Raw genomic sequence first — 13,506 nt, 5'->3', positions numbered from 1 at the left:
GCTCAGGCGCCCGCTTCCGCCGCGACGAAGTCGGCGAGCGAGCCCACCGTCTCGAAGTGCGTCATCTCCAGGTCCTCGGCGTCGAACTGCACGTCGAGGATCTCCTCGATGGTGATGAGCAGCTCCAGCGCGCTGCTGGAGTCGAGCCCCAGCTCGTCGAAGAGGCGCACGCCCTCGTCGGCGCCGGAGACGTCCTTGTTCAGGACCTCGCTCAGGCCCTTGCGGACGGCGTCCACGAAGCGCGCGCGCTCGGCGGTGTCCACGACTGCGGTGTTCTCGGTCATGCCGGTTCTCCTTGCTGGTTCGGTCAGTTCTGGGTTCGGTGGTCGTCGGCGCCCGGCGCGTCGTACAGCCGCTGCCGGCCGAGCATCACCTCGACGTCGTCGCGCTCGCGGATCAGGTGCGCCCGTCCGTCCAGGACGAGGACCTCCGCCGGGTAGCCGTGGCTGAGGAAGTGCACGGGCGAGGCGGTCGGCCCGTAGGCGCCGGAGCGCTGCACGCCGATGAGTTCGCCGGCCTCCAGCGGCGGCATGGGCACCTTCTTGCCGACGACGTCGTTCGGCGTGCACAGCGGGCCGGTGATGTGCCAGGACTCGGTGGCCGGCGCGTCGAGGCGCTCCAGGGCGGCGATGGGGAAGTTCCGCTTGACGTAGGAGCCGATGCCGACCGCGGCCATGTGGTGGTTGGTGCCGCCGTCGGTGACCGCGAAGTTCTCGCCCATCGACTGCTTCGTGTAGCGCACCCGGGTCACATAGGTGCCGGAAGCGGCCACCAGGAACCGGCCCAGCTCCATGATCATGCGGGTGTCGGGGTGCCGTACGGCGAAGGCGTCCACGACCGGGTTGAGCCCGGCGGCGAGCTCGTCGAGGTCGAGGTCCTTCTCGTTGTCGAAGTAGGCGATGCCGAGACCGCCGCCGACGTCGACGGTCTCCAGCGGGAAGCCGAGGTGCCCCGAGACACGCTCGGCGAGGTCCAGGATGCGCCGGGTGTTCTCCACGACGGTGTCCTCGCCGAGGATGCGCGTGCCCAGGTAGACCTGGACGCCCATCAGGCGTACGGCCGGGTAGCGGGAGGCGAGCTCCGGGCCCTCGGCGAGCAGCTGCTCCTCGTCGATGCCGAACTGGCGGGGCTTGCCGCCCATCGTCAGACCCGAACCCTTCACGGAGAAGGACGGGTTGACGCGCAGCGCGACCCGCGCGGTGACGAACTTCTCCCGCGCCACCTCGTCGATGAGGGCGAGCTCGTCGAGGGACTCGCACACGATCGCGTGGATGTCCTCGTCGAGGCAGGCGGCCAGCTCGGTACGGGACTTGCCGGGGCCGAGGAAGATGATGTCCCGCGGGTCGACGCCGGCGCGGCGGGCCGTGACCAGCTCGGTCAGCGAGGACACCTCGGCGCGGGCGCCGCAACGGTGCAGCAGCGCGCAGACGGAGATGTTCGGGTTGGCCTTCAGCGAGTAGAAGACCTCCAGCGACGGGTGCAGACGCCCGCGCAGGCCCTGGAAGCGGGTGGTGATCTCCGCACCGTCGTACAGGTAGAGGGGCGTGCCGTACTGCTCGGCGAGTTCGGTGATGCCGAGGCCCTGCACCTCGTAGGCGAGGCTCACGTTCAGCTCCGATCCGTGTGGGCCGCGAGGCGGCGGGTGATGTCGGTGTCGAGGGCGGCGACCTCGGCGTCGGACGCGGCCACGAGGACGCCGTAGAGCCGGCCCTCGAAGCCGTCCGCGCCGGCGTCGGCGGCTGCGGCGTTCACCGTGGCGTAGTTGTTGACGAACAGGCCCCGCGGGCGCGGGCCGCGCTCGGTCAGCAGCAGCCCGTCGAGGACCTCGCGCAGCTCGGCGAAGGGCAGCGGCCGCGTGAGCCGTACGGTGAAGTGGCGGGCGACGGCGACCTCTTCGGGTCCGGCGAGGCCCTCGTGGACGACGCTCTGGTACGTCGACATGTTGTTGCGGGCGTTGATCTCCACGACCGGGTAGAGACCGTCGTCCGGGTCGATCATGGCGTCGACGCCGACCACCCCGAAGTAGCCGTCGGCGGCGAGGCGTTCGCCCAGCAGATCGGCGGTGGCGGCGATCTCGGCGACCTGGCGCTCGGTGAGCCGGGCGGGCATGCGGTGGCCCTTGTGGACGCCGTTCTCGGTGAGCAGCTCCTTGACGAAGTCGAAGTGCACGGAGCCGTCCCGGCCCACCGTGAACTGGTAGTTGAGGTCGGCCCGCTTGGCGACCCACTCCTCGATGACCAGCGCGGTGCGCACCGTGCCGCCCTCGCCCGCCGCGCGCTCGGCCTGGGTGACGGCCATCCGGTGCAGCCGTGCGAGCCGCTTGTCGCTGTCGAGGACGACGATGCCCTTGCCGGACACCCCGAAGGCGTCCTTGACGACGACCTTGCGTCCGGCGGCGAGCAGCTCGCCCGCCGCGGCGACGGCCGCCGCCAGCTCCTCCAGGGTCTCGCAGGCCCAGCCGCGTGCCTGCCGGATGCCGAGCTCGTCGGCGAGGCGGCGGCTGTAGACCTTGCTGTTGACCCGCTTGCAGGTGGCGGCGTCCGGCGCGGCGAGGGCCAGGCCCGTGCGCTCGGCCAGCTCCTCCTCCACGGTGGAGATGCCGTGCGCGGTCAGCCGGGCGCCGTCGGCGGCCAGCGCGGACAGGGTGCGCAGCAGCTCCGGGTCGGCGAGGGCGTCCTCGCTGACCGTGCGGCGCGGGTCCTGCCCGGCCACCACGTGCACGGTGGGCAGGGCGAGGCCCAGGCCCTCCAGGTAGGCGCGGTAGCCGTCGTCGAGGGGCGTCTTGAGGACGACGTGGTCGTCCTTGCCGCCGAGCAGCAGCGCGAACTCGTCCATGCGGTTGACGACGGCGCTGCCGGCGTGCGCGCCGACCCGGGGCAGCGCGGGTTCGCCGAGCGCCCACTGGTTCTCGACCTCGAAGTTGCCCAGGAACACCAGGGGGGTGTCGGCGGCCGGTGTGACCGCGCGCTTCAGGCGCCTGGTGAAGCCGGAGGACGGTGGTTGCATCTGTGTCGACCTCGTCATTCTCATGTGGTGGTCAGTGCTCGAGGACCATCGCCGCGAAGGTCGCCCCGAGCCCCACGCTGGTCATCAGGTAGCGGTCGCCGGGGCGCAGCCGGCCCAGCTCCGTGGCCCGCTGGAGGTTGATGAAGGGGTCGGCGCAGAAGCAGTGCCCGGTGTGCCCGACCAGGTCCAGGAAGACCTTCTCCAGGGGCAGCCCGAGCGCCTTGCAGACGCCGATCCACGACAGCCGGTTGACGTTGTGCGGCAGCACCAGCGCCAGCTCGTCGAGGGCGCAGCCCGCCTCGTCCAGGGCGGCGCCGATCACCTCGGTCAGGCCCGGCCCGTACAGGTCCTGGAAGTCCTTGGCGGCGGCCTCGCCCATGATGAAGTCGGCGCCGAACCGGGTGTGGGTGCGGGCGGCGTAGCCGAGCATCCGGTCGCGGCCGGTGCGGTCGGCGCTGACGAGGAACGCGGCGGTGCCCTCGCCCATCACCGTGACGTCCGGGATGGACTGCGTCTTGCCGGTGCCGGTCTTCTCGCCGGTGAGGACCAGGGCGAGGGCGTCCGGGTCGGGGTCGGCGGCGAGCAGTGTGCCCGCCATGTCGAGGGCGAGCAGGCCCGAGGCGCAGGCGTGGTGCGAGACCACGAACCCGCTCGCGTGCTCCAGGCCCAGCTCGGCCTGGAGCGGGGCGAGGGACGTCAGCGGGTAGGGCAGCGGCGAGGGCATGGTCCGCGCCTGGAGGACGTACTTCACTCGCTGTTCCTGACCGCGCAGCTCGGCGAGCTTGGCGGTGGCGCGCAGCAGCAGCTCGGTCTCGCCGGCCTCCGGGGCGCGGCAGACCTCGGACAGGCCGTAGAAGCGCTGGTAGCGCCTCAACTGCACGTCGGTCAGCCCGAGTTCGTGCTGGAACCGGGCGATCGGAATGGTGTCGGGCAGACTGCTGGAGACCGCGACGATGGACGTCATACCCACAACATTCGCGGCCCCCGCTGACGCCCAGCTGACGCTGCGCTGACCGGGGCGCCGCTCACCGGCGCCGCGGTCGCCCCAAAGCGGCCGTCACTCCCGGGCGGCGGCCACCGGCCCGGCGTCCCGCACCTGGCGGCGACCGGCCGCCGCCAGGGTCAGCGTCACGGCCAGCGAAGTGGCCGCCATGGCCGTCATCGCCGCTCCGGGCGAGGTCAGTTGGGCCACCGTGCCAGCGAGGGCCGCGCCGACGCCCTGCATGGTGAGCATCCCCGCGCCGCGCAACCCGAGGGCGTGGCCCGCGAGTTCGTCGGGCGTGAGGGCCATCAGCCGCTCCTGCTGGGCCAGGGTCGCGCCGAAGCCGACGGAGGCGACGCACACGATCAGCGCGGCCCACGGCAGGCCCGGCCGCAGCGCGAAGAGGAGGTACGGCGCGGCCAGCAACAGCAGCAGCGGGACGGGCAGGCGCGGGCGCAGGGCGGGCGGCACGAAGCGGCCGACGCTCAGATCGCCGACGAACATGCCCAGCGCGGCGGAGGAGAACAGGACGCCGGCGGCACCGGGGTCGTAGGAGACGTAGAGGGATTCACAGCCGACGATCAGGCCGTTGGGGAGCCACATGCCCAGGTAGGTGAGGCGGCGGGGCCGTGAGGACCACAGGAGGGCGTTGGTGCGCCAGGTCGCCGAGACGGACGGGCGGCCCGAGGAGCGCGGCGGACGGGCCGACAGGCCGAGCCGCAGGACGACGGACGCGGTGGCGTACAGCGCCGCCGACAGCAGCAGACAGGTACGCGGGGAGAGCACCGCCAGCAGCGCGCCGCCCGTCGCGAAGCCGACGACCTGCACCAGCCCGAACACCATGTTGAACACCGAGCGGCCCAGCACGAAGCCGTCCTTGGGCAGGATCTCGTTCAGCAGACCCCCGGTCACTCCCCCGCCCAGCGAGGCGATCAGCCCCTGGAGGAAGACGACGCCGAAGACCGCCCCGACCGGCAGCCCCGGCAGCGCGAGCACGGCGGTGCAGCCGGCGAAGGCGAGGCTGATGCTGCTCAGCGCGGCCCGCGGGGGCAGCCGGTCGGCGCCCGACAGGAGGAAGGTCGCCCCGAGCATCTGCGCGAGCTGCGGCCCGAACATGCTCACCGCCGACAGCAGCGGCGAGTCCGTGGCCCGGTAGACCAGCGTGGCCAGCGCCAGCCCGCCGATCGTCAGGGCAGCCCCCTGGGCCGCCGAGGCGAGGAAGAACGGGGTGAACTCGGGAGTGCGGAAGAGCTCGCGGTAGCTGCGCATGCGCGGAGTCTGCGGGGGTGCGCGCGGGGGCCGTATTGTTTCGCGCGGACGCGAAAGCACGGGTGCGCGGGGCCGCGAAGGATCGGGGGCACGGGGCCGCGAAAGCGCCGGTGCCGCGGGCCGCAGAAGCACCCGTGCCGCAGGGCCGCGAGGACACACCTGTCCCGCGCAGCGGCGACGACACCGCGAGGGGGGCTCATGGGGTGGTGGCAGCTCAACGCGGACACCCTCGTCCGCAGCCGTTTCGTCCTCTCCCCCTTCGCCGAGACCTTCGCGAGCCTGAAGCTGCTGCACGCGGGCACCCCCGCGCACCCCGGCGAGCGGGCCTGGCTCCGCGATCATCTGCCCGCCTACCGCGCCCGCCTCGCCGCCGACCCCACGACCGCACAGCTGGTGCGCGCCGCGCTCGGCCGGGCCTGGATCGCCGACTTCATCGCCCCCACCCCCAAGGACGGGGAGACCTTCGAGGAGGTCGTCGCCCGGGTCCGCTCGGCCGACCCCGCCGCGGCACGCGCCCACCTCACCGTCTCCCTCGCCGGCCCCCTGCCCGCCGTACTGGACCGCGACGACCTTCCCGACCGTGCCGCCGCGCTCCTCGAACACGTCTGGACCCGTGCGGTACGGCCGTACTGGGACCGCCGCCGCCGGATCCTGGAGGCGGACGTCGCCGCCCGGACCGCACGGGTGAGCCAGGGCGGCTGGGCGGCGGTGCTCGACTCCCTGCGACCGGGCCAGACCCGCTGGCTCGGCGACAACCGCCTCCAGGTGAACCTCGGCGAGTACCCGCCCCGCGAGATCTCCGGCGCCGAGCTCGTCTTCATGCCGGTCACCCCGAGGACCGGCTGGGTCTCCTGGGAGGAACCCGACCGCTACGCCCTGGTCTACGCCTGCACGGGCGCCCTGACGGACCCCGGCGCCCGGCGCGCGCCGGCCGGCCTCGGGGCGCTGCTCGGCTCGGCACGCGCGGAGGTGCTCGTGCTCCTGGGTTCCCCCCTCAGTACGACCCAGCTCGTCGCCGTGACCGGGCAGGGCCTGGGCTCCGTGGGGCGTCATCTGCGGGTGCTGCGGGACGCCGGGCTCGTAGAGCGCCGCCGAGCCGGGCGTTCCATGCTGTATTCCAGAACAGCGGCAGGAGACGTGCTGGTGGACGCGCCCCTTTAGGGGCGCGGGGAACTGCGCGACCAGCCCCGCCGAACCCGCAGTTTCCTACGGCCTCACCGTCCGGAGTTAGCATCCGCCTCATGACGACTGCAGACACCAACGAAAACTCGCCCCTCGACGTGGACATCGACGCCCTCACCGGCGGCACCGCCGACCTCGCCCAGTACGCCGGCCAGGCGGTCCTCATCGTGAACGTGGCGTCCAAGTGCGGCCTGCCCCCCCAGTACAACGGCCTGGAGAAGCTCCAGGAGCGCTACGCGGAGCGCGGCTTCACCGTGCTCGGGGTGCCCTGCAACCAGTTCATGGGCCAGGAGCCCGGCACCGCCGACGAGATCGCGGAGTTCTGCTCGGCGACGTACGGCGTGACCTTCCCGATGACCGAGAAGGTCGAGGTGAACGGGGAGGGCCGGCACGCGCTGTACGAGCGCCTCGTGGGCTTCGCCGACGCCGAGGGCCACACCGGCGACATCCGCTGGAACTTCGAGAAGTTCCTGATCGGCCGCGACGGCACCGTCGTCGCCCGCTTCTCGCCGCGGACCGAGCCGGAGGCCGCCGAGCTGGTGGCGGCGGTCGAGGGCCAGCTGGCCTGAGCGGCCGTTGACCTTGCCCCTGGGGCAGGGTCGAGCCTCCTTGTCACCGGGCGGATCAGCCGCCCGGTGACGGAGGATGAGGCCGTGGACGACGAACTGCTCACCATCGGCGCGTTCGCCGCGCGGGCCCGGCTCTCGGCCAAGGCCCTGCGGCTCTACGACCGCCTGGGGCTGCTGCCGCCCGCACAGGTCGACGAGACCAGCGGCTACCGCTACTACCGCGCCGAGCAGGTCGAGCGGGCCCGTCTGGTGGCGCTGCTGCGCCAGCTGGACATGCCGCTCGCCCGGATCGCGGAGGTCGTGGAGGCCCCGGACGGGGCTTCGGCCGCCGACCGGCTCGCCGCGTACTGGGCGGACGTGGAGGCCCGGGTGGCAGGACAGCGGACCCTCGCCGAGTACCTCCGTGGACGGCTGTCGGGGAGGAGCTCCGAGATGTACGGCAAGTTCGTGATCGAGACGGTGGACGTGCCCGAGCAGGTGGTGATCAGCGAGGCCCGGCATGTGCTGGCGGGCGAGCTTCCGGCCTGGATCGGGGCGTCGCTGGGCCGGCTGGAGGCGGCGGCCCGCGAGTGCGGCGGTGTCACGGCCCCGCCGTTCGTGGTCTACCACGCCGAGGTGTCGACGGAGAGCGACGGCCCGGCCGAGTCGTGCGTGCCGGTCGCCGACGAAGCGGCGGCGCGGGCGTGGGCCGAGCAGCACGGCCGTGGCCGGGAGACGAAGGTGAGCGTGCGGCCCGCCCAGCGGCTGGCCTACACCCGGATCACCAAGGCCCAGGTGGCGCATCCGCAGATCCTCGCCGCGTTCGAGGCGGTGGAGGAGTGGATCGAGGGTGCGGGCCTGGAACAGGCGGGCCCGTGCCGTGAGGTCTACTTCGCGGACTGGGACGCGGCGGGGGCACAGGATCCGGTGTGCGACGTGGCGTTCCCGGTGAAGTGATCCCGGGGCCGGCGAAGGCCGGCCCACCGGGGCACAGCCGAGCCCTCTCGGCAAGGACGGCGAGCTGGTCGAGAGGGCTCTTGTGATGCTTGTGCAGTTGTCGGTCGTCGGTCGGTGGAAGGTGCGGGTTCAGACAGCCCCGCCCCTTACGCCTTGACCGACGCCACGAAGGTGTTCCACGCGGTCGCGGGGAACGCCAGGACGGGGCCCTCGGGCACCTTGGAGTCCCGCACGGCCATGGCCGCTACGACCGGCGACTTGACCTCGACGCACGCGCCGTTACCTGTCGAGTACGAGGACTTGGTCCACGTGTCCGTGGCACCCTGACGAATTGCCATGTTCGCTCCGAATTACCAGATGTTGAGTTGCTGTCACCGTCCTGCGCGTCCGGACCGGATCCCGCAGGACGATTCACGCCAACCTTGTTGCTCGGTGGCGTGATCGACGCTACTCGCCAACATCCGCTGACGAAGCGACTATTCACTCGGGTGGGTGGCATATTCCATTGGAGTCTTCCATCCCGGCCGGGAGACGGTGTACCGTACGGCTCTTCTCCGGTCGGGACGGGCGTTTCAGCGCGCGTACTCCTTGGCGATGTCCGCGATGAACTGCCGTGACTGGTCCACGTTCAGGGCCTGCGCCCGCAGGTGCTCGTACATCACGCTGTACTTCTGGACGTCGTTCGCCTTCTCCAGGTACAGGTCGCTGGTGACGCCCTCGATGTAGACGACGCTGGAGTCGGCCGCGTCCGGGAACTCCAGGATGGCGTACTGCCCGTTGAGGCCCGGGTGCGCTCCCATGTCGAAGGGGATGACCTGCACGGTGACGTGCGGCAGCTGGCTCTGCTCGACGAGCTGCTCCAACTGGTCCCGCATCAGCGAGCGGTTGCCGACCACGCGGCGCAGGGCGGCCTCGTCCAGGACGGTCCACAGCCGCAGCGGGTTCTCCTCGGTGGAGATTCGTTCCTGTCGGCGCATGCGCACCTGGACCCGCTTCTCGATCTCCGCCTGCGCCGTCTCCGGCAGCGCCCCGGCGATCAGTGCCTCGGCGTACTGCTTGGTCTGCAACAGCCCCGGGACGACCTGCGGGTCGTACACGCGCAGGCTCGCGGCGTCCGTCTCCAGGCCGATGTAGACGCTGTAGGGAATGTCGCCGAAGGAGTGCCACCACCCTTGCTGGCGCGAATCCTTGGCCATCTGCATCAGCGAGTCCACGATCCGGTGGTCCTCCACCTCGTAGACCCCGCACAGGTCGCGGACGTCGCGCTGGCTGATACTGCGCCGCCCGTTCTCCAGCCGGCTGATCTTCGACTGCGACACCAGCAGCCGCTCGGCGACTTCCTCGGCCGTCATGCCCTTGAGCTCGCGGAGCCGGCGCAGCTCCTGGCCCAGCCGGCGTCGCCTGACGGTGGGATTGACATTGGACGCCACGGGACGTGCACCTCCGGCTGCCTGCCTGTAATTACCACTTTGTGTATCTGCTGTTGAGCAGACTGCCACCAAGGTGCTTACTACCGCTGGGAAACGGTGGATATGCGCTGGATACACGCCAGTTCGCCAGGATCCCCGCACATGCGGCCGCGCGGGGCGGCGGGACCGTGGTCCGCCATCCGGAGGTGCGGATGTGCGGACGTACGGTCCCGTCGCCCCGCGCGGGCCGGCGGCTCCCGAACCGGTCCTGGGGACTGCGGTGCGGCGCTGCACTTCGCGTGCGTGGTGTACGGGTCGTGCCTGTGGTGCGGGTGGAACGGGTGGTGCACGTGCTGGATCAGGCGGTGCGTGCGCCGGATCCGGTGATGCGGGTCGTGGGACTGCGGCTCAGTGGGCCACGACACGCGCCATGGATCCGCGGCGCGGCTGCACCGGAACGCCACGAGCGGGTTCCGCCGCGGCCCTGCCTCCGGGTGCGGCCTGCCGGCCGGCCGGGGCAGCCGGGTTGCGACGCGGCTGTGCCGCCGCGCCGTTCTGGACGTCCATCACCGCGTGCGCGACGAGACCGCCCATGGGGTCGTGCCTGATCAGGTCCCTGAGCCGGGATCGAGAGGATCGCCCCTCGTTGCCCGGGTACAGGTGCTTGCCGAGGCCGACCGCGTGCGCCAGGGCGGCGAGCGCCGCGGTCCGCGGGTCCGGCGGTACGCCGGTGCGGATCGCGGAATCCAGCCGGGCCCTGATCTCCCGGCTGATGTCGTTGTCCGTCGCTTGATAGCGAGTCGTCGGCAGCACTCCGCACATCTGTCCTGGTACGGCGGCGACCATGCCGCACCTCTCCAGATGCGAGAGATAGGTCTGGCGCAGCCCCAGCCGGGGCCCGCCGATCCAGTGGACGGCACGCACGGGAGCGCCACGCCTTCGCAGCAACTCCAACGCACAGTCCAGTGTTGGATCTCCTGTCGGCCGTGGTGCCACCACGGCGATACGATCCCCGTCTGGGGCTATCCGTCCGGCCAGCGCCAGCTCCACTAGCTGTGCTCCGGCCAGACCGAGGTCGAGCGACTGCGGCTGTGCGGTGGTACCCGTGGTCGGGTCCAGCGCCAGCAGCAGAAGCTCCTCCGGAATTGTTCTGCGGCTCCTGCCCATCCATGCCTCCCCGCGTGGATGAAAGACAGGGTGACCCCTCTCACATTGGTCTGTCGAGGGTGCGTGACCTGTTTGTAAGGGAACCGGTAGGTATGTCGTTCTCGTCTACCGCGTCAGTGGGGGGCCGCGCACAGGACACTGGTACATGGTTCGGGCAGCGGCACGGGGGTCGCTACGGTCACAGTGTCCGGGCGACGGCTCACGGTACGGCAGACGCACGGAGGGCGTGCGGCGGCACATGGAGGAGGCATCGGTGGCGGGCGAGTCCCCCGACAGGTCGAAGCAGCGCGAGTCGTCGGCAGAACCGACGTCGGGGAGCGCGATTCCGGTTCCCGAATCCAGGCCCGAACCCGAGGGCGGCGCGGAGAAGCGCGACCCGCGCCTCGCGGTTGCCCGGGAGTCCGCGTCCGCGCGGAAGCCGGCATCCCGCGGCGGCGTGGACACGGCGACGCGGGTGCTGTCCCGCCGCGAACTGGAGGCGGTACGGGCCGAGCTGGAGTCCGAGGGCGCGGAGAAGTCCGATGGCGCCGAGGACTCCGAGGACCCGACGGCTGACGACGCGACGGCGAAGGGCGGCGACGCCGCGGACCCCGAGAGCGCGAAGACGGGGACCCCGGACACCGGGGACGCCGACGCGGACGACGAGCAGGCGGATGCCGAGGGCGAGGACGCCGAGGACGCGAAGGCGGATGCCTCCGGCGACGAGGGCGCGGATGCCGAGGCCGAGCGCGCCGACGCGGCGGAGCCCGAGGACGCCGTACCGGCGGAGGCCGGCGGTGACGCCGGGTCCGGGTCGGGCGACGACCGGCTGAAGGCTGCGGTCGCGGCCTGGGTGGCCACCTCGGACGGCGACGCCAAGGACGCGACGGCGGACGCGGGCGACACCGCCGAGGGTGCCGACAGCGATGTCGAGACGGACGCCGCAGCGGCTTCCGACGCCGACGACGCCGCCACGACCGCCGAGGACGGCCCCGCCGAGGCCGCTGAGGCGTCCGAGGCTCCTGAGGCCGCCGAGGCGCCCGAGGGGGCCGACAAGGACGCTCCTGCCGCCTCCGGGGGCTCCCCCGAGGACGCCGCCCCCGCGGACCCCCGCAAGACCGCCGCCGCGAGCACCGCCGCCGAGGCCCCCGAGGACGCCGTTCCCGGCAAGGACGCCGAGGCCGGCTCCAAGGCCGACGCGGGCAAGGACCAGGACGCGAAGGGTGACGCGCCCGCTGGCTCCGACCGGCGCGAGGGCGACGGCGGCACCGCCAAGGCCGTCGATCAGCCGACCGCCGTCTTCGCCGTACGGCCCTCCAAGCCCTCCGTCGATCAGCCGACCACCATGCTGAAGGCGCCCAGGCCCGACGCCCCCAAGCCCGACGCCCCCGAGCCCGGGGCGCCGAAGCCCGAGGCGCCCGCCGAGCGGACCAGCAAGTTCGTCGCGCTCAAGCCGGACATCCGGCCGGAGGCCCCGAAGCCGCCGGTCACCCCGGACGCGCCGAAGCCGCCCGCCGCCCCGGACGTCACCACCGCCGTCCCCCAGGTCGGTCCCGAGCGGACCACCCAGCAGCCGCTGCCGCCGAGGCCGCCGCTCGATCTGCTGGCCGAGCTGACGAACACCCCGCCGCCGCCGGACACCGCGGTGCGGACGGCCATCCGGCGGGTGAAGATCTGGACGCCGCTGGTCATCCTGCTCGCGATCGTGTTCGCGGTCGTCCAGTCGGTGCGCCCGCTCCCGGCGCCCACCCTGGAGCTGACCGCGAAGGACACCTTCACCTTCGACGGCAGCAAGATCGACATCCCGTGGCCCGCCGACGGCCAGGCCGCGCTGGACGTCGACGGCATCGGCACCTTCGGCTCCTCCGGCGACCAGAAGCCCGTGCCGATCGCCAGTGTCGCCAAGGTCATGACCGCGTACCTCGTCCTGCGCGACCGCCCCCTCAAGAGCGGCGACAAGGGCCCGAACATCAAGATCGACCAGCTCGCCGAGGACCAGTCGAACGCGGGCCAGGAGTCGACCGTCAACGTCACCGCCGGCGACGAGATCACCCAGCGCGAGGCGCTGGAGAGCATCCTGATCGCATCCGCGAACAACGTGGCCCGGCTGCTGGCTCGTTGGGACGCCGGTTCGGAGAAGTCGTTCGTGGCGAAGATGAACGCCGCCGCCGAGGACCTCGGCATGACGAACACGACGTACACCGACCCCTCGGGCCTGAACGACACCACCGTCAGCACGGCGGTGGACCAGGTGAAGCTGGCGAAGGCGGCGATGAAGTTCCCCGCCTTCCGTGAGGTCGCCGCGATGATGTCGTACGACGACTACAAGGGGACGAACCACTCCAACTGGAACCAGCTGGTCGGCAAGAACGACGTCGTCGGCATCAAGACCGGCACCACCACCTCCGCCCTCGGCAACCTCGTGTTCGCCGCGAAGAAGGAGGTCGGCGGCGAGACCCGCACCATCGTCGGCGCCGTCGTCCGCCAGCCCGCCGGCGGTCCGGAGAACACCATCCTGAGCGCCGCGCTGGACGGCGGCGACAAGCTCATCCGTGCCGCGCAGGGCGCGCTGGAGTCGGCCACGATCCTGAAGAAGGGCGACGTCGTCGGGTACGTCGACGACGGTCTCGGCGGTCGCACCGCGGTCGTCGCCACCAAGGACGTCAAGGCGGTCGGCTGGTCGGGCCTGCAGGTGAAGCTGACCTTCGCGCCCGACGAGGTGCCGCACACCGCGAAGGCCGGCACCCAGGTGGGCACGCTCACCGTGGGCGACGGCAGCAGCGGCGCCGTCAAGATCCCGGTCGCTCTCCGGACGGAGCTGACCGAGCCGGGCTTCACGGACAAGCTGACCCGTATCGCCTGACCTTCGGGCATCCGAAGGGACCCTCGCGCAGCCCGCCGACGGCGCTCGTCGGCGGGCTGCGTGCTAGCGTCACGAAACGGGCAGGTCGTCGCTCGCAAGACGCGCCCGGAGAACCTTCGAGGTCCGGGCCGACAACACGCGGGA

The 13,506-nt window shown here is 72.0% G+C and carries 12 protein-coding genes; 4 read left to right on the top strand and 8 right to left on the bottom strand.

Translation table 11 applies throughout. The features are described from left to right. Positions 1 to 2 precede the first annotated feature (2 nt). From CP983_RS24500 to CP983_RS24480, 5 genes are all read right to left on the bottom strand, one after another. Positions 3 to 284, bottom strand: coding sequence for an acyl carrier protein (locus tag CP983_RS24500; RefSeq protein ID WP_107905926.1), 282 nt, complete (start codon positions 282 to 284; stop codon positions 3 to 5). A gap of 23 nt (positions 285 to 307) precedes the next feature. Next, positions 308 to 1,606: a type III PLP-dependent enzyme gene (locus tag CP983_RS24495; protein ID WP_150501799.1), complete on the bottom strand. Its 1,299-nt coding sequence runs from the start codon at positions 1,604 to 1,606 to the stop codon at positions 308 to 310. A gap of 2 nt (positions 1,607 to 1,608) precedes the next feature. Then, complete coding sequence (locus CP983_RS24490) at positions 1,609 to 3,006, bottom strand: preATP grasp domain-containing protein (RefSeq protein WP_150501797.1); 1,398 nt, start codon at positions 3,004 to 3,006, stop codon at positions 1,609 to 1,611. Positions 3,007 to 3,037: 31 nt separating this feature from the next. Further along, on the bottom strand, positions 3,038 to 3,970 hold the full coding sequence (locus tag CP983_RS24485; protein ID WP_107905929.1) for a 3-oxoacyl-[acyl-carrier-protein] synthase III C-terminal domain-containing protein: 933 nt from the start codon (positions 3,968 to 3,970) through the stop codon (positions 3,038 to 3,040). Between the two features lie 93 nt (positions 3,971 to 4,063). Beyond that, entirely contained in the window at positions 4,064 to 5,257 is a 1,194-nt protein-coding gene (locus CP983_RS24480; protein ID WP_107905930.1) for an MFS transporter, read from the bottom strand. Positions 5,258 to 5,455: 198 nt separating this feature from the next. Between CP983_RS24480 and CP983_RS24475 the strand changes: the two genes are divergently transcribed. From CP983_RS24475 to CP983_RS24465, 3 genes are all read left to right on the top strand, one after another. Continuing rightward, a complete protein-coding gene (locus CP983_RS24475; RefSeq protein ID WP_150501795.1) occupies positions 5,456 to 6,418 on the top strand; it encodes an ArsR/SmtB family transcription factor in 963 nt (320 codons plus the stop codon). Between the two features lie 80 nt (positions 6,419 to 6,498). Next, entirely contained in the window at positions 6,499 to 7,008 is a 510-nt protein-coding gene (locus CP983_RS24470) for a glutathione peroxidase (RefSeq protein ID WP_150501793.1), read from the top strand. A 66-nt stretch (positions 7,009 to 7,074) separates the two neighbouring features. Further along, positions 7,075 to 7,944, top strand: coding sequence for a MerR family transcriptional regulator (locus tag CP983_RS24465; protein ID WP_107905933.1), 870 nt, complete (start codon positions 7,075 to 7,077; stop codon positions 7,942 to 7,944). A 146-nt stretch (positions 7,945 to 8,090) separates the two neighbouring features. Here the strand turns inward: CP983_RS24465 and CP983_RS24460 are convergent, their stop codons facing one another. The 3 genes from CP983_RS24460 to CP983_RS24450 all read right to left on the bottom strand — a co-directional run bounded on the left by CP983_RS24460 (position 8,091) and on the right by CP983_RS24450 (position 10,520). Next, the gene (locus CP983_RS24460) at positions 8,091 to 8,282 is read right to left on the bottom strand and encodes a DUF397 domain-containing protein (RefSeq protein WP_030967809.1); all 192 of its coding nucleotides are present in this window, start codon (positions 8,280 to 8,282) and stop codon (positions 8,091 to 8,093) included. Between the two features lie 234 nt (positions 8,283 to 8,516). Beyond that, positions 8,517 to 9,374: a helix-turn-helix domain-containing protein gene (locus CP983_RS24455; RefSeq protein ID WP_030967808.1), complete on the bottom strand. Its 858-nt coding sequence runs from the start codon at positions 9,372 to 9,374 to the stop codon at positions 8,517 to 8,519. 387 nt (positions 9,375 to 9,761) lie between these two features. Then, positions 9,762 to 10,520: a GOLPH3/VPS74 family protein gene (locus CP983_RS24450; RefSeq protein WP_093866454.1), complete on the bottom strand. Its 759-nt coding sequence runs from the start codon at positions 10,518 to 10,520 to the stop codon at positions 9,762 to 9,764. A 253-nt stretch (positions 10,521 to 10,773) separates the two neighbouring features. On the opposite strand from CP983_RS24450, the gene CP983_RS24445 reads away from it, so the two are divergent. After that, positions 10,774 to 13,362 (top strand): D-alanyl-D-alanine carboxypeptidase, encoded by a 2,589-nt coding sequence (locus CP983_RS24445; RefSeq protein WP_229914783.1) that lies wholly within the window; start codon positions 10,774 to 10,776, stop codon positions 13,360 to 13,362. The last annotated feature ends 144 nt before the right edge of the window (positions 13,363 to 13,506 follow it).

This window comes from Streptomyces chartreusis, assembly GCF_008704715.1.
In the GTDB taxonomy this organism is placed as follows: domain Bacteria; phylum Actinomycetota; class Actinomycetes; order Streptomycetales; family Streptomycetaceae; genus Streptomyces; species Streptomyces chartreusis.
This window is presented reverse-complemented; position numbering and strand designations above follow the sequence as displayed.